Here is a 20,372-nt window from a genome sequence, read left to right as displayed (position 1 = left end):
TCACCTGAAAAGCTGTACGCTCTAAGTGCCCGAGGCCGATGCGACTCGCAGCCGCAGACTGCGTGGGCAACGAGCCGAAGTGCGGCACCGTGGGAGGGGGCTCGCCCGACATGATTAAGAAGATTCTGACCTGGGGTGGCTTGGCATTCCTGGTCTTCTTCATCGCATACCGCCCGAAGGAAGCATCCGGCATCGTCGGCCAGATAGCCAGTGGCATCGGCGACGCCGCAATGGGCCTCGGCGACTTCATCTCCGGCGTGGTCATGTGATTGATCCTGATGAGCCCCGCTGAGTTTGGCCGATCGGGCGATCGGGACGACCGCGACGAGGAGCCCCTGGACGACACGCTCCTCGACGCCGACCTCTTCGACTCGCCCGATCTGGACCCCCCTAGCCCCCGGCGGCCCGTCGACTCCTCAACTCCCCCCCTTGAGGTAGCCGATGAGGATCTCGACGGTCTGCGCTACGACGCCGCCGGCATGCCGGTCGGGCCCCGCCGGGTCCTTCCGCTCCCCGACGAGCCGTCGCCGCTGGCGGCGCGCTACCTCTTCCCCACCGAGAAGTACCGGGGAGAGTGGCGCCGGCACTGGATCCACCTGATGCCCGAGTTCGTCATCGGCGTCCTCGCGACCTTCATCATGGGCTACGTCTCCGGCATGCTCGCCAGCAACGGCTCCGAGCCCGCCACGGCGGCCGTCGTCGTCGGCTGGCTGCTCGTCCTCGGCTGGGTCGGCTGGCGCGTGATGGACTGGTTCTTCGACCGCTTCATCCTCACCAACAAGCGGGTCATGGTCGTCTCCGGCGTCGTCACGCGCAAGGTCGCGATGATGCCGCTGCTGCGGGTCACCGACATGAAGTACGAACAGTCCCCGATGGGCCGCATGCTCAACTACGGGACCTTCGTCCTGGAGTCGGCGGGCCAGGACCAGGCCCTGCGCGAGATCAAGCACCTCCCCGACCCCAACGAGCTCTACCTCCAGGTCGTGGAGGAGATGTACGAGCCCGACGCCGTCCAGGCGCGCGTCGAAGGCGAAGAGGAGACGGCTTCGTCGCCCAGCGCGGTCAACGACGCCTGACCCCCCTACGTCGACAACCCCGCACCACACCGGTGCGGGGCTTTTTCACGCCACGGCGAGCCCGCGACCCGACCGCCTGGGCGAACGCCGTGAACCGGCCCGGAAATTTTCTGATCTCCTCAGCAACCCCCACCACCCTCCACCGCGTTTACCTTTGCGGACCCCCGGGAGACGAGTGGAATCGAAGACGAAGATCGAGGCCGACTTCCGTGACTTCGTCACGGCACGGTCGGCCGCCCTGCACCGGTCGGCGTACCTGCTGACCGGTAACTGGGCGACGGCCGAGGACCTGGTGCAGACCGCTTTGACGAAGACCTACCTCGCCTGGCGGCGCATCGGCGACATCGGCTCGGTCGAGGCCTACGCCAGACGAGTCCTGTACACGACCAACGTCAGCTGGTGGCGGCGGATGTGGCGCAACGAGCATCCGACCGAACAGATGCCCGAGACGCCGGGCACCGACCACACCGACGCCCACGTCGAACGCGACCTCATGTGGCGCTTCGTGTGCAAGCTGCCCCCGAAACAGCGGGCCGTGCTCGTCTTGAGGTTCTACGAGGACATGTCCGAATCCGAGACGGCGAGCCTGCTGGGCATCGCCGCGGGCACGGTGAAGAGCCAATGCTCCCGGGCACTGGCGAACCTGCGGAACCAGCTGGCGGTCGCCGGCATCGAAATGCAGGCCACGGATCGACGCGGAAGGAGGCCGGCGGCGTGACGAGGGAGCTTGAGCGCGTACTCCGCGCGACCTTCGAGGACCGTTCACGACCGGTCCCACCGCAGACCGACGGCCTCGCCGACACCGTCATCGGCCGCGCCCGGGGCGTACGCCGCCGACGCGTCATGGCTGGCGGCGCCTCGGCGCTCGCCGTCGTCGTGCTCGCCGGGCTCGCGCTGGTCTTCGGCCGCGGTGTCTCCCCGAGCGAGGACATCCCGACCGGCGACAACCTGCCGATCCCCGTCATCGCGGGTCTCGACGTCGCGGTGCCGAACCCGTCGGACAAGTCCGGCCCCTACCTCCAGGCGGGCGACGGCACCCGCGTCTCGCTGCCGCCCGGCGAGGAGCTGACCGACGCCGTCCGCGTCGACGGCGGCTTCTTCGCCATCACCACCAGGGAAGAGAACAGCCACCTCGCCTTCTACCCGCTGTCCGGCCCGAGCCAGCCGATCGCCGACGGCAGGAAGCTCGCGATGGCGGTCGACGCCAACTACGAGCTCGTCGCCGTGACCCGCGTCGACGGCAGGGGTGTGCGCCTCGACGTGTACGGGTTCGACGGCTCGATCGTCGGCGAAGGGCGTCAGCTCGGCCCCGACGCCGTGCTCGGCGGCTGGAGCAACAGCCTGGTCATGTACGAGGACGGCGACCAGTTCCTCCAGGCGTGGAATCCCACCGAGGGCATCCACTTCGCGTCGCGGCCGGAGAAGGCCATGCGGTTCATGGGCCCGACGACCGACTGGAGCACCTACGTCACCTACCAGGACCCGGCCGAGGGCGGCCCCTGCCTGGGATCCGTGGAGCCCTTCGACGACTTCAGGGTCCTCAAGCGGTTCTGCTACCGCGAACTCCCATCGGAGGCGATCACGGTGTCCCCGAACGGGGAGTGGTTCGTCGCGCGCGGATACCTCGCCCCCGACCAGTACCGCTTCTCCAGCACCCACCTGTCCCAGGACCTGGGGTCCGACACGGGAAGCATGCAACCGCTGCCGGGCTTCGAGGTGAAGGCGTGGATGTGGCTCAGTGACCAGGAGCTGGTCTACGAGTCCGAGGGCACCTGGTACCGGTTCAACCTCTACACGATGGCCGCGGATACCCTGCCGATCCCGGCCGACTCCTCGGCGACACCGGTGACCATCGCGTTCAAGGCGTGACCGGCGTCGCCACAGACCGCCGTTCCGCCACTTCGGCGTGATCGCGGTGCTATCCATATGTCGTGAATGGAATCGGACTCGTCGGCGAGGCGTTCGTGACGCTCTTCGTCATCATGGACCCTCCCGGCGTCGTGCCGATCTTCCTCGCCCTGACCGGCGCGATGGACGCTAAGGCGCGCAGCAAGGCCGCCTTCCAGGCGACACTGCTGTCCCTGGGCGTGATCAGCCTCTTCGCGCTCGCGGGCAAGCAGATCCTGCACTACCTGGGCGTGGACCTGCCCGCGCTCCAGGGCGCCGGGGGCCTGCTGCTCCTGCTCGTCGCGCTTGAGCTGCTGACGGGCAAGGCCGACGACCCGTCGTCGTCGGGGGCGTCCAATGTGGCGCTGGTGCCGCTGGGCACGCCGCTGCTGGCCGGGCCGGGTGCGATCGTCGCGGTCATCCTCTTCGTGCAGGACGCCGACAACGCGGGCGGGTACGGCGGCTACATCGCGGTCGCGCTGGCGATTCTGGGCGTGCACATCGGGATCTACCTGGCGATGCGCTTCTCGTCAGTGATCGTGCGCGTCATCAAGCGCGGCGGCATCGAGGTTCTCACCCGCATCGCGGGTCTTCTTCTCGCGGCCATCGCCGTCCAGCTCATCGCCGCTTCGATCTTCGGCTACATCGAGCTTTTCAAGAGTTGAGGTGCGGCGGCGGTAGATGACCGCGACGCCGGACTCCAGGTCGATGCGGTCCATCTGCATGCCGTTGCCGATGTCCTCCCGCATGTTCTCCTGCTCCTGGATGAGCTCGGTCTGCTTGCGGCGCGCGGGCTGCACGAAACCTTCGAGCTCGGCGAGACCGGCCGACATCGCCGCCACACTCGAATCGTTGTCGTCGCCTCCACGCAACCAGCGCAGTAGACCCATCGTTCGCTCCTCCCAGCAGGTACAGATCGATTGTGACACCTGCGGGCGCACCTTGACCCCTTCCGAGGGGCGTGAAGACGGAAGGGGGGTACGCGGCGGCGCCGGAGAGTGGCGTGCGAAGAGGGAGGAACGGTACGGAACGGGCCGCTAACGACCGGCTGCGCTGGCAGTTGGGGCACAGGCCCCAGTAGGTCACTTCGGCCTCTTCGACCTTGAAGCCCTGCGCGAGCGCCGGTTCGAGGCAGGGCGCGTCGCCTTCGGCGATGTCGACGTCGCAGACCTCGCCGCACTGGCGGCACACGAGGTGGTGGTGGCTGTCGCCGACGCGGGCCTCGTAGCGGGTGTGGCTGCCGGCGGGCTCGATGCGTCTGGCGAGGCCGACGTCGGTGAGGGCGTTGAGGACGTCGTAGGCGGCCTGCGTCGACAGGGAACTCACCCTGCGGCGGGCCCTGGTGATGATCTCGTCGACTTCGGGATGCCCGCCCTCTTGGAGCACGTCGAGCACCGCGAGTCGCTGCCGGGTGACTCGCAATCCATGGGATCGCAGTAGACGCTCGCTTTGCACGTTACCCACGTTTTCACGCGGGCTGGAAGGGGTCAAATGGAAATGGGACCTTACCGGCGTGATCAGGGACACCGAAACGGCCGCAACCGGCCCGCGCGCTCAGATGGTGTTGAATGGGTCGATGCCCGATACAGTCGACGGCCTGCCCCTTCATCCACTTCTCGTCCACTTCCCGCTCGTCCTGGTGCCGCTGCTGGTTCTGCTGGTGTTCTTGTACGTGCTCATTCCGCCGCTGCGCAAACGCGTCGGCTGGGCCGTGCTCGCCTTGGCGGTGTTGGCGCCGGTCGCGGTGTTCTTCGCCCGCTGGGCCGGGAAGTCATTCGCTGATTCAGTGCTGGCGGCGCTGCCCGCCGGCGCGACCGAGACCGACGCGAAAGCCGACGCGATCGCCGAGCACGAGATGTTCGGCGACTGGCTGCTCTGGCTGACGGTCGGGCTGCTGCCGCTGTTCTTGTTGTTCGGCGCGCTTGAACGCGGACGCCGAAGCGCCCTGGCCCGCGCGACCGACCGCCCCTTCGCCGCGAAGAAGGACGCCGACGCCGACGCGCCCACCCCACCGAAGCCGAACGACGACCCGGCGGCGGGCGGCCGCAAGCTCGTGATGGTGATCTTCGGCGTGCTGATGCTGGCGACGGCCGCGGCTGTCGCGTACACGGCGTTCAAGTCGGGCCACACGGGCGCGAAGATGCACTGGGGGTGAGACGGCGGCTCGCGGCCCGCGGCCTGCGGACCGCGCTCGGTGGGTGGGGGCGCCGGGCGCGGTTCGTGGGTGGGGTCTTGCCGGGAGGCTTCCGCGTGAGTGCCGCTTCGCGGCTCCCCGTGCGCAGGGAGCCCCGGCCGTAGCCTCCTCACTTCGGGGCCCGGAACCCGAGACATGGCCGGCGAGGGCGAGCGCCGCTTCGCCTGCCGCCCACTCCGGTGACGCGACTTCGTGAGCGAGGGTGCGACTTCGCGACTCGCTCACGCCGGGAACCTCAGACACGGCCCGGCGAGCGCGTGCCTACGTTTCGCGGGTTCCCGCACGCCGGGGACCCGGGCCGCAGTGATCCGGGTGAGGGAGCCTCACCCGCCCACACTGGGGACGCGGGCCGCAGCGATCTCGTGTTCGGCGCGTCTCGCTCGCCCACACCGGGGACCGAGGACACGGCCCCGCGAGCGCGGGCCGCGCCGCGCGCGCCGCCCCGCCGCAGGCTTGCCTCAGGCACGGCGAGTTCGGCCCGACGCCTCCCACCAGCACGGGAACTTGGCCGCAGTCATCGCGAGGGGCGCGTCTCGCTTCGCCCGCCCGTCCACGCCGGAAACCCGGCGCGGTAGCAGGCAAGCGCGCGTCTCGCTTCGCTCGTCCGCCCACGCCGGGGACCCAGGACACGGCCCCGCGAGCGCATGCCGCGCCGCGCGGGCCGCCCCGCCGCAGACGTGCCTCGGGCGCCGTGGGTCTGGCCTCACGCCTCCCCATCCAGCACGAGAACTCGGCCGTAGCCGTCCCGAGACGCGAGTCCCGCTCCGCTCGCCCGCCCACGCCAGAAACCCCGCCCAGCAACCCGGCAACCGCAAGTCCCGCTTCCCGCCCCCCGGGAACCCGCCCACGACCCCGCGAGCGCACGTCCCGCCGCAGACTTGCATCAGGCGCCGTGAATCAGGCCTCACGCCTCCCACCCAGCACGGGAACTTGGCCGCAGCCGTCGCGAGGCGGGTGTCTCGCTTCGCTCGCCCGTCCACTCCGGGGACCGAGGACACGGTCTCGCGAGCGCGGGCCGCGGCGCTTGCCGTCCCGCCGCAGACGTGCCTCGGGCGGCGTGGGTCTGGCCTCACGCCTCCCACCCAGCATGGGAACTCGGCCGCAGCCGTCGCGAGGCGCGGGTCTCGCTTCGCTCGCCCCTGCGAGCCGGAAACCCGGCGCGGTAACTCGGCAACTGCGAGTCTCGCCTCGCTCGTCCGCCCACGCCGGGGACCCAGGACCCGACCCCGCGAGCGCATGCCGCCCCGCGCGCCCCGCCCCCCGCAGACCTCCCCCCGGACACCGCTAGTCCGACCCCACCCCTCCCCACCCAGCACGAGAACTCGGCCGCAGCCGTGTCCCGAGGCGCGAGTCCCGCTCCGCTGGCCCGCCCACGCCAGAAACCCCGCGCAGCAACCCGGCAAACGCAAGTCCTCCCGGGAACCCGCCCACAGCGACCCCACCAAGCGCGACCCACGCGTCCCTCACCCACCCGCACCGGCACCAAACCGAGCCAAGCCCAGCCGAGCCCGATCCCCACCCCCCAAGCGGTCTCGTCAGCCCCACCCGAACCCACCCACCCGCCCCAACCCCCGCTCCCCCTGGCACAGTTGTCCTGTCACAACCTCCAGTCGAGGGATTTCGCACCGTGAGCAGCTTTGTCCCGTCCGGTGGTTCGCGCGTGAAGCGGCCGACGATGGTCGATGTCGCGCGGCATGCCGGGGTGAGTTTGAAGACCGTGTCGCGGGTGGTGAACGCGGAGCCGACGGTGAACGCCGAGTTGGTCGACCGGGTGCTGGCTTCGGTGGCCGCGTTGGGTTTTCAGCGGAATCAGCTGGCGAGTACGTTGCGGGCGGGTCGCCGGACGGCGACGGTCGGTCTGGTGATCGAGGAGTTGGCGAATCCGTTCTATTCGACGATCGCGTCGGTGGCGGCGGAGGTGGCGGCGCGGCACGACACGATGTTGATCACGGCCAGTTCGGAGGAGGACCCGGAGGCGGAGCGGCGCCTGGTCTTCGACCTCTGTTCGCGGCGGGTGGACGGGTTGCTCGTCGTGCCGGCGGGTTCGGACCATTCGTTCCTGCGGCCGGAGGTCGAGATGGGCGTCCAGGTGGTCTTCCTGGATCGCCCCAGCGGCGGCCTGCCCGCCGACACCGTCCTCATCGACAATCGAGGTGGGGCGCGGGAGGCGGTGGCGGCGCTCCTGGCGGCGGGCCATCGGCGGATCGCGGTGCTGCTCGACTCGGTCGCGGTCTACACGATGCGGGAGCGGCTGGACGGTGTGCGCGACGCTCTCGACGACGCGGGTCTGCCGCCGGAGGTCGCGCGGATCGCCGAGGGCGTCGCGGATCCTTCGGGCGCGGCGGAGACGGTCGGTGCGCTGCTGGACGGCCCGAATCCGCCGACGGCCTTCTTCGCGGTCAACAACCGCATCACGGTCGGCGCCGTGCAGGAGCTGTGGCGGCGGGGGAGCGGCGCGGAGCTGGTCGGTTTCGACGACTTCGAGCTCTCGCACCTGATGCCGCGCCCGCTGACGGTCGTCGCCTACGACACCGCCGCGATGGCGCGGCGGGCGACGGAGATGCTCTTCGACCGGATCAAGGGCGACCGGTCGCCGCCGCGCACCGAGGTCCTCGGCACGAAGCTCGTCTGGCGCGGCGTCCGCCGTTAGGCGACGGCGCGGATGACGACGAAGAGCAACAGGATCAGCATGACCGACCCGGCGACGATCCCGAGTCCGACGCTGAAGGTCTTCGCGGAGCGCTCGACGGCCTCGGCGGTGCCGGCGTCCTGCGCGGGCATCCGCCGGGGCGGAGCGGCGTTGACGACGACCGGCACGCGCCAGCCCCGCGGGGGCGGCGTGGCGCGTGGGGGACCGTCGTAGTGAGGTGACGGCGCCGCGGGCGGCACCACCACCTCCATGTTCCCGGCGTCGCCGCCTTGAGCGGGGCGACGCCATACCGCGTCTGGATCGGTCACGGTGTCGATGGTATTACTCGGCCGCGCCTTCACCGGCGGGCCGACGGCGGCGACGGCGACGCGGGCGCGCCGGACCTTCGGCCGCGGAGGCCTGCGGAGTGCTGTCGCCGGTGGCGGCGGCGGGGCTGTCCCCGGTCACCTTCCGGCGCGTGCGGGCACGGCGCGGTTTCTGCTCACCGTCGGACGACTCGGCCGTGGCCTGCGACGAGGACTGCGGACGTTCGCCGCCGCGCTCACCGGAAGGCTTGCCGCGGCCACCGCCGCCACCGCCCGCACCACGACGGCGCTTGTTGCGTCCACCGGCGTGCTTGCCGCCCTCGACGTCGATGTTCGCCTCCGCCGACAGGCCCTCGCGCTGACGCTCCTTGGTGGGGAGCTCGCCGGTGACGTCGGTGGGGATGTCGAGATCGGTGTAGAGGTGCTCGGAGGTGTGGTAGGTCTCCTGCGGCGAGGGCAGGTCGAGGTTGAGCGTCTTGTCGATGATCTTCCAGCGGGGAGTGTCCTCCCAGTTGATGAAGGTCACCGCGACACCGGTCGCCCCGGCCCGGCCGGTACGGCCGATGCGGTGGACGTAGGTGTCGGCGTCGTCGGGGCTGTCGTAGTTGATGACGTGCGTGACGTCGCTGACGTCGAGGCCGCGGGCGGCCACGTCGGTGGCGACGAGCACGTCGATCTTCCCGCTGCGGAAGGCCCGCAGGGCCCGCTCGCGGGCGCTCTGGCCCAGGTCGCCGTGGACGGCGGCGACCGCGAAGCCGCGGAAGTCGAGGTCGTCGGCGATGCGCTGGGTGTGGCGCTTGGTGCGGGAGAAGACGATCGTCAGACCGCGTTCCTTCGCCTGGAGGATCCGGGCGAGGACCTCGATCTTGTTGAGGGAGTGGGTGAGGTAGGCCAGCTGCTTCACCTGACCGCTGGGCGCGGTGTCGACGGCCACGTCGGCGTGGATCGTCACGGGCTGGTGCTGGTAGCGGCGGGCGAGGGCCACGATGGCGTCGGGCATCGTCGCGGAGAACAGCATCGTCTGGCGCTGCTCGGGGAGCTGCTTGAGGAGCTTCTCCACGTCGTCGGCGAAGCCGAGGTCGAGCATGCGGTCGGCCTCGTCGAGGACGACCACGCCGACGCCGTCGAGGCGCAGGTGCTTGGACTTCATCAGGTCGATGAGCCGGCCGGGCGTGCCGACGACGATCTCGACGCCGTTGCGCAGCGCGTCGATCTGCGGCTCGTAGGCGCGGCCGCCGTAGACGGGCAGCACGCGGATACCGCGGAGTTTGCCGGCGATCTCGATGTCGCGCGAGACCTGGAGGCCGAGTTCACGGGTGGGGACGACGACGAGCGCCTGCGGGCGGCCGTCGGTGCCCTCCTCCGGTCCGAGCACGCGCTCCAGGATCGGGATGCCGAAGCCGAGGGTCTTGCCGGTGCCGGTGGGCGCGCGACCGATGACGTCGGCGCCGCGCATCGCGATCGGGATCGCGTACTCCTGGATGGCGAACGCGCGGCTGATGCCGACGGCGTTCAGCGCCTCGACCGTCTCGGCGCGGACGCCCAGCTCGGCGAGGGTCGGGCTGTCCTCACGTACGGTCGCGACCGGGGCCAGTGCCTCGATCGCGGCGTCGTTGTCGCCCGGGGGTTGGGTTTCTGTATCGCTGTACAGTGCAGAATTCCTAACTGATTTTCGGCCCCGCCGAAAGTGCTCGACCTCGGGTCGGTTCCCTCGGCGTCACGGGCCGTTTGACACCCGGGGGCACCCCGGGCGGCTGGTGATCCGGCGTTCACGCGGATCTAAACTCCTCCATGGTACGTGCTCCGGCGAAAATAGCCACCTTGCGCAGGTGTGGGGGGTAATGGGGTTCACTCGCCGCGGGCCTGGTCAGGCGGGCGAGCGCGACCGCGGCGCGCGTGTCCCCGGCGCGAAGGCGGCTTCGCCGGCGCCTCCGAAGCGCCCCCGCAACCGATAGCCTTCCACCGTGTCCACACCTGCACCCGAACCCACCCCCGAACCCACCCCCGCCGAGCCGCCTTCCACCGAGGCCGTCACGGATCTCCTCGGGGCGCTCGCGTACGGCTCGCTGGTCGCGTTCGATCGCATGGCGGCCGACGCGCGGCTCGCGCCGGACCTGCGCCGCCGGGCGGCGCTGTCGACGATGGCGGGCGCCGAGATCGCCAACTACCGGCGGCTGGTCGCGCGTCTGGAGGAACTCGGCGCCGACGCGGCCGGGGCGATGGAGCCCTTCGTCGCCGCGCTCGACGACTTCCACGAGGCGACGGCCCCGCGCGACTGGCTGGAGGGCCTGACCAAGGCCTACGTCGGCGACGGCATCGCCGACGACTTCTACCGCGAGATCGCCAACTTCCTCGAACCCGGTGACCGTTCGCTCGTGCTGGAGGTCCTGCACGACACGGCCTACACCGAGTTCGCCGTCGCCGAGATCCGCGCGGCCCTCGCCGCCGACCCGAAACTCGCCAACCGGCTCGCGCTGTGGGCGCGCCGGCTCGTCGGGGAGGCCATGACGCAGGCGCAGCGGGTCGCGGCCGAACGCGACGGCCTCACCGACCTCGTGGTCAGCGGCAGCGGTGACCTCGCCGGCATCGGCGCGCTCTTCCGCCGCCTCACGCAGGCCCACACCGACCGCATGGGCGCCGTCGGCCTCAACACCTAGCCGGGCACGCATACGGCCGGGGAGCGCGCTCCCCGGCCGTGATGACGGGCCTTAGCTGACGGTGAAGCCGACCGGGCGCTGCGTCTGCTCGCTGATCTCCACGTAGGCGATCTTGCCGACGGCGACGAAGACCTGCTTGCCGCTCTTGTCGGTCAGGCTCAGCACGCCGTTGTCCTCACTGAGGGCCTGCGAGACGGCCTTGGCCACCTCGTCGGCCGACTGGTCGCTGTCGAGAACCAGTTCACGCGGCGCGTACTGCACGCCGATCTTGACCTCCACGGGCCCCTCCTTTGATCGTCCGGGACAAAGGCTAGCCGCCCGGGGCGCCTCACGGCCTCACCGGCCGGTGTTGTCCTCATCGCGCGTGTCTTCGGGAATGTGCAGCGGGAAACGTGAAATGCCCCGCCACGACAGGGTGGCCATCAACTCGACGGCCTCCTCCTTCGGCACGGCCCGCTTCGACGCCAGCCAGTAGCGCGCGGCGATCTCGGCGGCGCCGGTGAGCCCGACGGCCAGTAGTTCGGCGCGCTGCCGGGTCGCGCCGGTGTCGGCCATGATGGTCTCGGCGATCGCCGAGGAGCAGCCGCGCTCCACCGACTCCATGCGCTCGGCGACCGCGGGGTCGTTGCGCAGGTCGGACTCGAAGACGAGACGGAACGCCTCGCCCTGGGCGTCGACGAAGTCGAAGTACGCCTGCATTGCGCGGTGCACGCGGTCCTTGTTCTCCGAGGTCGTCGCCATCGCATTGCGCACGGTCGACACGAGGGCCTCGCCGTGCACGTCGAGGAGCGCCAGGTACAGGTCGAGTTTGCTGGGGAAGTGCTGGTAGAGAACGGGCTTGCTCACCCCGGCGCGTTCGGCGATGTCGTCCATCGCGGCGGCGTGATAGCCGCGCGCCACGAACACCTCCTGGGCCGCCTCCAGCAGCTGGCGACGCCGCTCGGGTCGGGGCATGCGGACACTGCGGCCGTCAGTGAGCGCCATATGTGGTCGGCGGTCCCGGTCCTTCGCGGGATGCGCCTCCTCCTCTCGGCCCTTAACGGTAGCCGCAAGCCATGATCTGGGGGAGGGTCGCGGTGGTGTCGTTGTCCATGCCCGCGTCTCGCTCCCGAAGACCCTCCCCACCACGCTCGGTTAGCGCGGGCGGCACGTTGGCGGTAACCTGCTGACAGGCCGGGCGAGGAGAATGTCGTGTACGAACAGGATCGGCGTGATTCCGACATGGGTCGCGACCTGGACGAGAAGGCGACCGTGGCACCGCGGCGCAGGTACGAGGCGTCACGGCGGTCGGCCGAGCCCGAACTCGCCGACGACACGCCGCTCGCGCCCGCCCCCGTGCCCGACCTGGTCTCGCCGAGGCCCCCGCGCCGCCGCCGCTACGCCGACGAGGACCCGCCCCCCTCGTCCCGTCCCGCCGACATGCCGACGATCCCCGTTCTCGCGCCGGAACCCGAGGTGGACCGCGCCCAGCTCAACCGGATAGCGCAGTTCTTCCGCGGCGCCGAGACCGAGAAGGCCAAGGACAAGCCGAAGACCGAACCGGTCCCCGCCCCCCGCGAGAGCGCCTCGGTCTGGAACACGCAGGCCACCCAGGAGATCAGGCCCTACATCCCCGAGCAGACCGGCGAGTCGCGCGTCAACGGCAGCGCCCAGGTCGAAGACGACGAGGCCGTCCTCATCGCGGTCCGCGAACTCACCGGCGTGCACGACGCCGAGCTCTACACCGACCCGACCGGCGCCCGCCGTCTCCGCCTCGACCTCGACACCGCCGCCGACCCCGACGCCGTCTCCGCCAAGGCGACCCGCCTGCTCGCCGACCGGCTTGGCGTGCGAGCGCAGCCCCGTACGACGCAGGCCTACCACTTCCCGCGCCCCGCCGGCCCCGGCGGCGCACAGACGCGCGCGGTCGTCGAGCAGGTCCAGGTGTCGACCTCGGGCTTCGAGACGACCGTCGAGGTCGGCCTCAACGTCGAAGGCCACCGCGCGATCGGCCGCGCCACCGGCCCCGCCGTCGACTGGCACGTGCTGCGCACGACCGCCGACGCGACCATCGACGCCGTCGCGTCCCTCCTGGGCAACCGCGGCCGCTGCGTCGTCGAGCACGCCTCGGTCGTGCCCGCGGGCGCGCTGCGCGTCGCGGTCGTCGTCGTCCTCCTGCTCACCGAGGCCGGTGCCGAGCAGCTCGCCGGCGCCGCCCCCGTCGCCGGGGACAACCGCCAGGCCATGGTCCACGCGACCATGTCCGCCCTCAACCGCCGGCTGGAGGTGCTGCTGCCGTGAAGCGTGCCGTGATCGCGCCCGACGCGAACGTGCCGCCCATCGAGGTGCAGCACGAACCCTGGCCCGGTCGCGACCACCTCATCGACGGCGCGCACACCTACGTCCGCGAGACGCCCGGGCGCGGCGAGGGGGCCGAACCCGCCCTCTACGTCCACGGCCTCGGCGGGTCGGCGCAGAACTGGACCGACCTCGCCGACGTCCTCGCCGACCGCCTCGACGGGCAGGCCATCGACCTGCCCGGCTTCGGCCGCAGCGAACCCAGCCGCCGGTACACGATCCCCGCGATGGCCGATCGCGTCATCAGCTGGATCGAGTACGCCGGGCGCGGGCCCGTCCACCTCTTCGGCAACTCCCTCGGCGGGGCCGTGTCGGTCTACGTCGCCGGGAAACGCCCCGAACTCGTCCGCACGCTGACGCTCATCTCGCCGGCCATGCCCTTCGTCGACCCCCGGCGTTCCCGCCACGGGCGGCTCGTGCCGCTGCTGGCGATTCCCCGCGCCGACCGGCTCGCCGTGCGCGCGCTGGCGCGGATGACGCCGAGCCAGCTCGTCGACCAGGTGATCGAGAACTGCTGGGCCGACCCGTCGACGGTGACCGAGTTGCGCCGCGCCGAGGCCGTCGCCGAACTCGAATACCGGATGAGCCTGCCGTGGCACGCCGACGCCTACGTGCGCAGTTTCCGCGGGCTGGTGTCGAGTTTCATTCGGGCGTATCTGCCCGGTTCGGGTTCGCTGTGGCGGCTCGCCGCGCACGTCACCGCGCCGACCCTGGTCGTGTGGGGCAAGCAGGACAAACTCGTCGACGTCCGGCTCGCGCCGCAGGTGGCGCGCACGATCCCGGATTCGCGGCTGCTGATCTTGGACAAGGTCGGCCATCTGGGACAGATGGAGGCGCCACGCGCGGTCGCGCGTGCGGTAGTCGGCATGCTCGACGAGATAGCCCCCTATATTGGAGCCGATGTCGACGACACGCCGAGCGGTGCGACCCCAGCCACGGCCGAGCCGCAGCCAGGTTAGGCGGGCGCGGAGGCGGCGTGCGCGTCTGCGCCGCACGGCCCTGCTGGCCATCACCCTGGCCAGCGTCGTCCTGCTGACCATCGCGGTGTTCCGTTCCGGTGACGACGAGCCGACCGAGAACGACGCCGCTCCGGCCGTGCCGACCCCGGCCGTCGTCGAGAGCTCGATCGCGCCCCCGATGAGCGAGGCGCCGCTCGCACCGCCCGAGGTCGTCGAAAAGGGCGACGGGAAATGGACCTACGCGCCCGGTGACGGCGAGCGCCACGGTAAGGCCGGGCAGCTGATGCGGTATCGCGTCGCCGTCGAGGGCGGGATCGAACAGGACATCGAGGAGTTCACCGCGGCCGTCGAAGGGGTCTTCGCCGACGAGCGCGGCTGGACCGCCGGGAAACAGTGGCGGTTGCAGCGGGTGGGGAAGGGCGAGAGCCACGACTTCACGGTGTACCTGGCGTCGCCGAAGACGAGGACGGTGCTGTGCGCCTCGGATGACACGTTCACGTCGTGCCGGAACGGCGAGAAGGTCGTGATCAACCTGGCGCGGTGGCTGCTGGGGATCGAGGACTACGGGGCCGGGCTGGACGTGTACCGGCAGTATGTGATCAACCACGAGAGCGGGCACGCCCTGGGGCACGGGCACGAGCTGTGCCCGAAGAAGGGCGAGCAGGCGCCGGTGATGCAGCAGCAGACGCTGGGGATGCACGGGTGCGAGGCGAACGCCTGGCCGTACCCGGACGGGAAGAAGTACTACAGCGGGCCGCAGGGGGAGTACTAGGGGGTGCCGCAGGGCTGCGCTTCAGGGCTCGGGCCTCGCGCCGGACGGCTCAGCGTGTGACGCGTACAGGGTGCTCGCGCCACACGGCTCGCAGCGCACACCTCGCGCCGCATACCTCGCCCCTCACGGCTTCCGCCCCGCAGCGCACACTCGCGCCCCGCAGCGCAGACCTCCCGCCTCCACGGCTCCGCCTCGCGCCGGACGGCTCGCCGCATGCCGCGCACAGGGCATCTCGCGCTTCCCGCCTCACGGCTCCGCCTCCCGTCTCCCGCCGCACGCCTGCCTCGCTCCGCTCGCACCCCACGGCTCCCGCCTCACGGCTCGGCCTCGCGCTTGAGGGCCCGCGCCTCGTGCCTCGTGCCTCGCGCCGGACGGCTCGCCGCATGCCGCGCACACGGCATCTCGCGCTTCCCACCTCACGGCTCCGCCTCCCGCCTCCCGCCGCACGCCCGCCTCGCTCCGCTCGCACCCCACGGCTCGGCCTCGCGCCGGACGCCTCGTGCCTCGCGCTTGAGTGCTCGCGCCTCCCGCCGCACGCCCGCCTCGCTCCGCTCGCACCCCACGGCTCGGCCTCGCGCCGGACGCCTCGTGCCTCGCGCTTGAGTGCTCGCGCCTCGTGCTTCGTGCTTCGTGCCTCGCGCCGGACGGCTCGCCGCATGCCGCGCACAGGGCATCTCGCGCTTCCCGCCTCACGGCTCGGCCTCGCGCCTCGCGCCGCACACCTCCCGCCGCACACCTCGCCCCTCACGGCTCCGCCGCCCGCCTCGCTCCGCTCGCACCCCACGACTCGTGGAAATGTCACACCTCGCCCGTATCGTGATTTTTGGGGCCCCTTTGGGGCATGCGGGGGAGTGCGAGTTTCGCACGGCCGTCCGCTCCTGAGGCGTGCCCGAAAACGCCCGGCGTCAGCCGCGTCGCCCGTCGCGGCCCGAGCCTGAACCCGGCCTCGCATCGCGCCCCACCGTCGTGGGCCTGGCCTTCGCGCGTCCTGAACTGCGCCTTCGCCCGCTCCCGCCCCCCTCTCAGTACGCCGTACGAAGTCCGGCTACAATATCCGTACGCCGTACGAACAAGGAGCCGCATGACCCGTCCCCGCCTCATCTCGGCGCTCGCCCTCCTCGCGATCGCCGTCCCCCTCCTCGCCGCCGCCCCCGCGTCGGCGACCCCGACCGAGAGCACCCCCACGAACACCACCCCCACGAACACCACCCCCGCCACCTGCCGCGAGCGAACCGTTCCCGTCGCCCTCACCCCCGGCGCCCCCGCCGACCAGACCGTTGCCGGAACCCTGTGCTCGCCGCGAGGCGCCCACCCGGACACCGTCCAGCTCCTCCTCCCCGGCGGCACCTACGACCGCTCCTACTGGACGATGCGCGGCGACCCGCGCGGCCCGTCCTACGTCGAGTACATGTCCCGCGCGGGTCACGCCACCTTCGCCATGGACCGCCTCGGCACCGGCGCCTCGGCGGCCCCGCACAGTTCCCGTTTCGCCCCCGACAGCCACCGTGACTCCGTCCACCAGGTCGTCCTGGAGCTGCGGCGGACCTACGCCCGGGTCGTCCTCGTCGGCAACTCGCTCGGCTCGACGCTCGCCCGGATGGTCGCCGAGGAGTGGCCCGGCGACGTCGACGGCCTCGTCCTCACCGGCGAATCCAGCACCCCGAACTGGGACGCCTTCGCCGAACTCGGCGCCGCCTACGTCCCCGCCTCGCGTGATCCCCGCGTCGCCGGACGGGGCCTCGACGACGGCTACACCTCGCTGCCGATCGGCGGCAAGTCGGCGTGGATGTACCACCGTCCGACGGCATCACCGCTGGTCATGGCCTTCGACGAGCTCACCGGTGAACCCGACGTCTTCGCCATGGGCGACGCCGGGGTCGGCGGCGACATCGACGTCCCGGTGTACGTGATCGTCGGCGAGTTCGACAGGTTCCTGTGCGGGCCGGGCGCCACCGACTGCTCCTCGTCGGCGGCCCTGCTCGCGGGCGAGCGCCCGCACTATCCGGCCGACGCGAAGCTGGAGGCGCTCGTCGTCGCCGACACCGGCCACGTGCTGAACCTGCACCGCACGGCCGCGACCTGGTTCGCCGAGGTCGACGACTGGCTCGACCGCAACATCTGACCGACGAGAAACGGCCCGCACCCTCAACAGGGTGCGGGCCGTTTCGCCGGACAGCTGGAAAGTCGGACGGGTCCCCGCCCGACCCCCCACCGACTCTCCCGCGCAGCGGGCGAAGCGCGCCTAGTAACTCGGCAGCGCCGGGTCGATCTGGTTGATCCAGGCCAGTACCCCGCCCTGGACGTGCACGGCGTTGGAGATACCCGCCGCGTGCACGGCGGCGAGGGCCTCGGCCGAGCGCACGCCGGCCTTGCAGTACAGCACGACCTGCTTGTCGGTCGGGATCTGCGACAGCGCCTCACCCGAGACGATGTCGCCCTTCGGGATCAGCGTCGAGCCCGGGATCTTGACGATCGCGTACTCGGCGGGCTCGCGCACGTCGATCAGCGCGATGTCCTTGCCCGCGTCCTGCCAGTCCTTCAGTTCGGTCGCGGTGATGGTGGATCCGGCCGCAGCCATGCTCGCCTCCTCGGAGACCACGCCGCAGAAGTCGTCGTAGTCGATCAGTTCAGTGATGGTCGCGTTCTCGCCGCAGATGGCGCAGTTGGGATCCTTGCGCACTTTGATGTCGCGCCAGCTCATTTCGAGCGCGTCGAAGACCATCAATCGTCCGACGAGCGGCTCGCCGGTCCCGGTGAGGACCTTGATCGCCTCGTTGACCTGCACGGATCCGATGGACGCGCACAGCACGCCGAGTACGCCGCCCTCGGCGCAGCTCGGCACCATTCCGGGCGGGGGCGGCTCGGGGTAGAGGCAGCGGTAGCAGGGTCCGTGCTCGGACCAGAACACCGAGGACTGGCCGTCGTAGCGGAAGATCGAGCCCCACACGTACGGCTTGTTCAGCAGCACGCAGGCGTCGTTGACCATGTACCGCGTGGCGAAGTTGTCGGTCCCGTCGACGATGAGGTCGTACTGGGAGAACAGCTCCATGACGTTGTCGTTGTCAAGGGCCTCGGTGTGCACGTTGACCTGGATCAGCGGGTTGATCTCGCGGATGCTCGCGGCGGCCGACTCGGCCTTCGGGCGTCCGATGTCGGAGACACCGTGGATGACCTGCCGCTGGAGGTTGGACTCGTCGACGACGTCGAAGTCGACGACACCGAGCGTGCCCACACCGGCGGCGGCCAGGTAGAGGAGGGCCGGCGAGCCGAGCCCACCGGCGCCCACGCACAGGACGCGGGCGTTCTTGAGCCGTTTCTGGCCGTCCATCGCGAAGTCGGGGATGATCAGGTGCCGCGAGTAGCGGCGGACCTCTTCGACGGACAGTGACTCTGCGGGTTCCACAAGCGGCGGTAGTGGCATGGGTCCCATTGTTGTCCGGCGCGGTAGGAATTGGCAGGGGGGTGGGTGTGATGTTGCCCGGATCCTGCTGGGTGGGACGGGTGAGGGCTCGCGGGGTGGGGACTCCGCAGAAGCCTTAGCGCTGAGAGATTTGACAGTGGCCTCGATGCGGCCTAATCTCCTTAACTCTAAGTATCTTAGCGCTAAGGAGTTGGCCATGGTGCAGGCACCGGCCCGGACGACCGCCCCCGGCGGCACCCTCGCGGTCACCGCCCTGACCGCGGCCGTACCCGCCGCCTGGGGCACGACCTACCTGGTCACCACCGAGTTCCTCCCGCCCGGCTACCCGCTCGTCTCCGGCGTCCTCCGCGCCCTCCCCGCCGGGCTCGTCCTGCTCGCCGTCACCCGGCGGCTCCCGCGCGGGGTATGGCTCTGGCGGTCGCTCGTCCTCGGCACCCTCAACATCGGCGCCCTCTTCGCGCTGCTGTTCGTCGCCGCCTACCGCCTCCCCGGCGGCGTCGCGGCGACCCTCACCGCCGTCCAGCCCCTGTTCGTCGTCGGCCTGGCCTTCGCCGTGTTCGGTGAAAAACCGACCCGCTGGCGCCTCGGCTGGGGACTGACCGGCGTGGTCGGCGTCGGACTCATCGTCCTGCGCGGCCGACTCGACTTCGACGCCCTCGGCGTGGCCGCCGGACTCGCCGCCGCGGCCGTCATGGCCGCCGGGATCGTGCTGACGAAACGCTGGGGACGACCCGAAGGCGTCGGCCCGACGACGCTGGCCGGCTGGCAGCTCACCGCCGGCGGCCTTGTCCTCCTCCCGCTCGCGCTCGCCGTCGAAGGTCTCCCGCCCGCACTGGACCTCCCCGCGCTCGGCGGCTACGCCTGGCTGGCCGTCGTCGGCGCCGGACTCTCCTACCCGATCTGGTTCCGCGGCATCGGGCGGCTGCCCGTCGTCGCCGTCTCCTTCCTCGCCCTGCTGTCCCCGGTGGTCGCGACCGTCCTCGGCTGGGTGTTCCTCGGCCAGTCGCTCACCGCGTGGCAGGGCGCCGGCTTCGTGCTCGCCCTCAGCGCCATCTCCGCCGCCCAGCTCACGCCCGAGGCCGCCCGCGGCCTGTTCGGCCTCGCCCCGAAAGGAAACTGACCATGTCCCGCACCGTCCTGATCACCGGAGCCTCCGGCACCGTCTCCACCGCGCTGATGGACGCCCTCGAAGGCGCCGACGTGAAACTCCGCGCCCTCGCCTACAGCGAATCCGGCATCGACGCGCTGCGCGAACGCGGCACCGACGTCGTCACCGGCGACCTCGGCGACCCCCGCACACTCCCGCCCGCCTTCGAAGGCGTCGACGACGTCTGGCTGCTCACCCCCAACGGCCCCCGCGCGCCGGAGAACAGCATGAACGCGCTGTGGGCCGCGCGGGAGGCCGGCGTCGAGCGGGTCGTGCGCCTGTCGGCGATCGACGCCGCCCACGACGCGCCCAACCGCAGCGGCCGCCTGCACGCCCTGTCCGACCGCGAGATCGAGCGCTCCGGACTGCGCTGGACGATCCTGAAACCGCACTGGTTCATGCAGAACCTGCTCAACGAGGCCGGCGAGGTCGCCACGACCGGCGGCTTCTCGCTCAACATGGCCGCCGCCGAGCTCGCGATGATCGACGCCCGCGACATCGCCGACGTCGCCGCCCGCGTCCTCCTCGACGACCCCGGCGAGCACCACGGTGAGACCTACACCCTCAGCGGCCCGCGGCTGCTCAGCTTCGACGACGTCGCCGGCGAACTCGGCCGCGCGCTCGGCCGCGACGTCGGCTACCGGCCCGTCAGCGACGAGGCCAAACGCGAGGCGATGCTCGGACACGGCGTGCCCGGATGGATCGTCGACATGGTCGAGGAGTACGCCCAGGCTTACGCCGCGGGCTGGGGGCGCTACACGACCGGGACCGTCGCCGAGCTGCTCGGGCGCCCACCGAGGGACATCGCCGAGTTCGCGCGGGACCACGCGGAGGCCTTCGGCGGATGACGACACGGGGACGGCGGACGGCCCCCCCCCCCCCGCCCCGGCCCCCCCCCCCCCCCCCGCCCCCCCCCCCCCCCCCCCCAACCCCCCCAGGGAAGTAGGCGGCCCCGCCAAGCGGGGCG

At 71.3% G+C, this 20,372-nt stretch carries 19 protein-coding genes and 1 pseudogene; 14 read left to right on the top strand and 6 right to left on the bottom strand.

What is annotated here, in order from left to right; genetic code table 11:
* Positions 1–110 precede the first annotated feature (110 nt).
* The 5 genes from HNR73_RS04900 to HNR73_RS04880 all read left to right on the top strand — a co-directional run bounded on the left by HNR73_RS04900 (position 111) and on the right by HNR73_RS04880 (position 3,628).
* A complete protein-coding gene (locus HNR73_RS04900) occupies positions 111–269 on the top strand; it encodes a hypothetical protein (RefSeq protein WP_184786054.1) in 159 nt (52 codons plus the stop codon).
* A 9-nt stretch (positions 270–278) separates the two neighbouring features.
* The gene (locus tag HNR73_RS04895) at positions 279–1,076 is read left to right on the top strand and encodes a PH domain-containing protein (protein WP_184786053.1); all 798 of its coding nucleotides are present in this window, start codon (positions 279–281) and stop codon (positions 1,074–1,076) included.
* A gap of 175 nt (positions 1,077–1,251) precedes the next feature.
* A complete protein-coding gene (locus tag HNR73_RS04890; RefSeq protein WP_184786052.1) occupies positions 1,252–1,794 on the top strand; it encodes a SigE family RNA polymerase sigma factor in 543 nt (180 codons plus the stop codon).
* Entirely contained in the window at positions 1,791–2,945 is a 1,155-nt protein-coding gene (locus HNR73_RS04885) for a hypothetical protein (RefSeq protein WP_184786051.1), read from the top strand. Before HNR73_RS04890 ends, HNR73_RS04885 begins: the two co-directional genes overlap by 4 nt.
* Before the next feature lie 113 nt (positions 2,946–3,058).
* Positions 3,059–3,628: a MarC family protein gene (locus HNR73_RS04880; RefSeq protein ID WP_184786322.1), complete on the top strand. Its 570-nt coding sequence runs from the start codon at positions 3,059–3,061 to the stop codon at positions 3,626–3,628.
* Between the two features lie 379 nt (positions 3,629–4,007).
* Here HNR73_RS04880 and HNR73_RS39480 read toward each other — a convergent pair.
* Positions 4,008–4,418 (bottom strand): annotated as a pseudogene (locus HNR73_RS39480) (Fur family transcriptional regulator); the annotation flags it as partial.
* 58 nt (positions 4,419–4,476) lie between these two features.
* On the opposite strand from HNR73_RS39480, the gene HNR73_RS04870 reads away from it, so the two are divergent.
* Positions 4,477–5,118, top strand: a complete 642-nt coding sequence (locus tag HNR73_RS04870; RefSeq protein ID WP_184786050.1) for a DUF2231 domain-containing protein — start codon at positions 4,477–4,479, stop codon at positions 5,116–5,118.
* 1,714 nt (positions 5,119–6,832) lie between these two features.
* The gene (locus HNR73_RS04865) at positions 6,833–7,807 is read left to right on the top strand and encodes a LacI family DNA-binding transcriptional regulator (RefSeq protein WP_184786320.1); all 975 of its coding nucleotides are present in this window, start codon (positions 6,833–6,835) and stop codon (positions 7,805–7,807) included.
* On the opposite strand, the gene HNR73_RS04860 is transcribed toward HNR73_RS04865, so the two are convergent.
* Together HNR73_RS04860 and HNR73_RS04855 are read right to left on the bottom strand one after the other, a co-directional pair.
* On the bottom strand, positions 7,804–8,115 hold the full coding sequence (locus HNR73_RS04860) for a translation initiation factor 2 (RefSeq protein ID WP_184786049.1): 312 nt from the start codon (positions 8,113–8,115) through the stop codon (positions 7,804–7,806). The genes HNR73_RS04865 and HNR73_RS04860 overlap by 4 nt on opposite strands.
* Positions 8,116–8,128: 13 nt before the next feature.
* Positions 8,129–9,715, bottom strand: a complete 1,587-nt coding sequence (locus HNR73_RS04855) for a DEAD/DEAH box helicase (protein ID WP_239122028.1) — start codon at positions 9,713–9,715, stop codon at positions 8,129–8,131.
* A 361-nt stretch (positions 9,716–10,076) separates the two neighbouring features.
* Here HNR73_RS04855 and HNR73_RS04850 point away from each other — a divergent pair, with 361 nt between their 5' ends.
* On the top strand, positions 10,077–10,769 hold the full coding sequence (locus HNR73_RS04850) for a ferritin-like fold-containing protein (RefSeq protein ID WP_184786048.1): 693 nt from the start codon (positions 10,077–10,079) through the stop codon (positions 10,767–10,769).
* A 51-nt stretch (positions 10,770–10,820) separates the two neighbouring features.
* Here the strand turns inward: HNR73_RS04850 and HNR73_RS04845 are convergent, their stop codons facing one another.
* Both HNR73_RS04845 and HNR73_RS04840 read right to left on the bottom strand, forming a co-directional pair.
* Positions 10,821–11,048 (bottom strand): DUF3107 domain-containing protein, encoded by a 228-nt coding sequence (locus HNR73_RS04845; RefSeq protein WP_184786047.1) that lies wholly within the window; start codon positions 11,046–11,048, stop codon positions 10,821–10,823.
* A 57-nt stretch (positions 11,049–11,105) separates the two neighbouring features.
* Complete coding sequence (locus HNR73_RS04840) at positions 11,106–11,753, bottom strand: TetR/AcrR family transcriptional regulator (RefSeq protein WP_184786046.1); 648 nt, start codon at positions 11,751–11,753, stop codon at positions 11,106–11,108.
* Positions 11,754–11,960: 207 nt separating this feature from the next.
* On the opposite strand from HNR73_RS04840, the gene HNR73_RS39475 reads away from it, so the two are divergent.
* From HNR73_RS39475 to HNR73_RS04820, 4 genes are all read left to right on the top strand, one after another.
* Positions 11,961–13,049, top strand: a complete 1,089-nt coding sequence (locus HNR73_RS39475) for a hypothetical protein (protein ID WP_184786045.1) — start codon at positions 11,961–11,963, stop codon at positions 13,047–13,049.
* On the top strand, positions 13,046–14,065 hold the full coding sequence (locus tag HNR73_RS04830; protein WP_184786044.1) for an alpha/beta fold hydrolase: 1,020 nt from the start codon (positions 13,046–13,048) through the stop codon (positions 14,063–14,065). Before HNR73_RS39475 ends, HNR73_RS04830 begins: the two co-directional genes overlap by 4 nt.
* Positions 14,007–14,837, top strand: coding sequence for a DUF3152 domain-containing protein (locus HNR73_RS04825; protein ID WP_203685943.1), 831 nt, complete (start codon positions 14,007–14,009; stop codon positions 14,835–14,837). Before HNR73_RS04830 ends, HNR73_RS04825 begins: the two co-directional genes overlap by 59 nt.
* A 1,081-nt stretch (positions 14,838–15,918) precedes the next feature.
* On the top strand, positions 15,919–16,959 hold the full coding sequence (locus HNR73_RS04820) for an alpha/beta hydrolase (RefSeq protein WP_260336935.1): 1,041 nt from the start codon (positions 15,919–15,921) through the stop codon (positions 16,957–16,959).
* A 120-nt stretch (positions 16,960–17,079) separates the two neighbouring features.
* Here HNR73_RS04820 and moeZ read toward each other — a convergent pair whose 3' ends face one another.
* Complete coding sequence (gene moeZ, locus HNR73_RS04815) at positions 17,080–18,258, bottom strand: adenylyltransferase/sulfurtransferase MoeZ (protein WP_184786043.1); 1,179 nt, start codon at positions 18,256–18,258, stop codon at positions 17,080–17,082.
* A gap of 196 nt (positions 18,259–18,454) precedes the next feature.
* Here moeZ and HNR73_RS04810 point away from each other — a divergent pair, with 196 nt between their 5' ends.
* Complete coding sequence (locus HNR73_RS04810; protein WP_184786042.1) at positions 18,455–19,378, top strand: EamA family transporter; 924 nt, start codon at positions 18,455–18,457, stop codon at positions 19,376–19,378.
* Positions 19,379–19,380: 2 nt separating this feature from the next.
* The gene (locus HNR73_RS04805) at positions 19,381–20,253 is read left to right on the top strand and encodes an NAD(P)H-binding protein (RefSeq protein WP_184786041.1); all 873 of its coding nucleotides are present in this window, start codon (positions 19,381–19,383) and stop codon (positions 20,251–20,253) included.
* The last annotated feature ends 119 nt before the right edge of the window (positions 20,254–20,372 follow it).

Origin of the sequence: Phytomonospora endophytica, from assembly GCF_014202425.1 — a bacterium.
Taxonomy (GTDB): Bacteria; Actinomycetota; Actinomycetes; order Mycobacteriales; family Micromonosporaceae; genus Phytomonospora; species Phytomonospora endophytica.
This window is presented reverse-complemented; position numbering and strand designations above follow the sequence as displayed.

Coding starts and splice junctions, on each gene's coding strand:
- HNR73_RS04900 (WP_184786054.1), top strand. CDS start 111: ATGATTAAGAAGATTCTGACCTGGGGTGGCTTGGCATTCCTGGTCTTC.
- HNR73_RS04895 (WP_184786053.1), top strand. CDS start 279: ATGAGCCCCGCTGAGTTTGGCCGATCGGGCGATCGGGACGACCGCGAC.
- HNR73_RS04880 (WP_184786322.1), top strand. CDS start 3,059: ATGGACCCTCCCGGCGTCGTGCCGATCTTCCTCGCCCTGACCGGCGCG.
- HNR73_RS04865 (WP_184786320.1), top strand. CDS start 6,833: ATGGTCGATGTCGCGCGGCATGCCGGGGTGAGTTTGAAGACCGTGTCG.
- HNR73_RS04840 (WP_184786046.1), bottom strand. CDS start 11,753: ATGGCGCTCACTGACGGCCGCAGTGTCCGCATGCCCCGACCCGAGCGG.
- HNR73_RS04825 (WP_203685943.1), top strand. CDS start 14,007: ATGTCGACGACACGCCGAGCGGTGCGACCCCAGCCACGGCCGAGCCGC.
- HNR73_RS04820 (WP_260336935.1), top strand. CDS start 15,919: ATGACCCGTCCCCGCCTCATCTCGGCGCTCGCCCTCCTCGCGATCGCC.
- moeZ (WP_184786043.1), bottom strand. CDS start 18,258: ATGCCACTACCGCCGCTTGTGGAACCCGCAGAGTCACTGTCCGTCGAA.
- HNR73_RS04810 (WP_184786042.1), top strand. CDS start 18,455: ATGGTGCAGGCACCGGCCCGGACGACCGCCCCCGGCGGCACCCTCGCG.
- HNR73_RS04805 (WP_184786041.1), top strand. CDS start 19,381: ATGTCCCGCACCGTCCTGATCACCGGAGCCTCCGGCACCGTCTCCACC.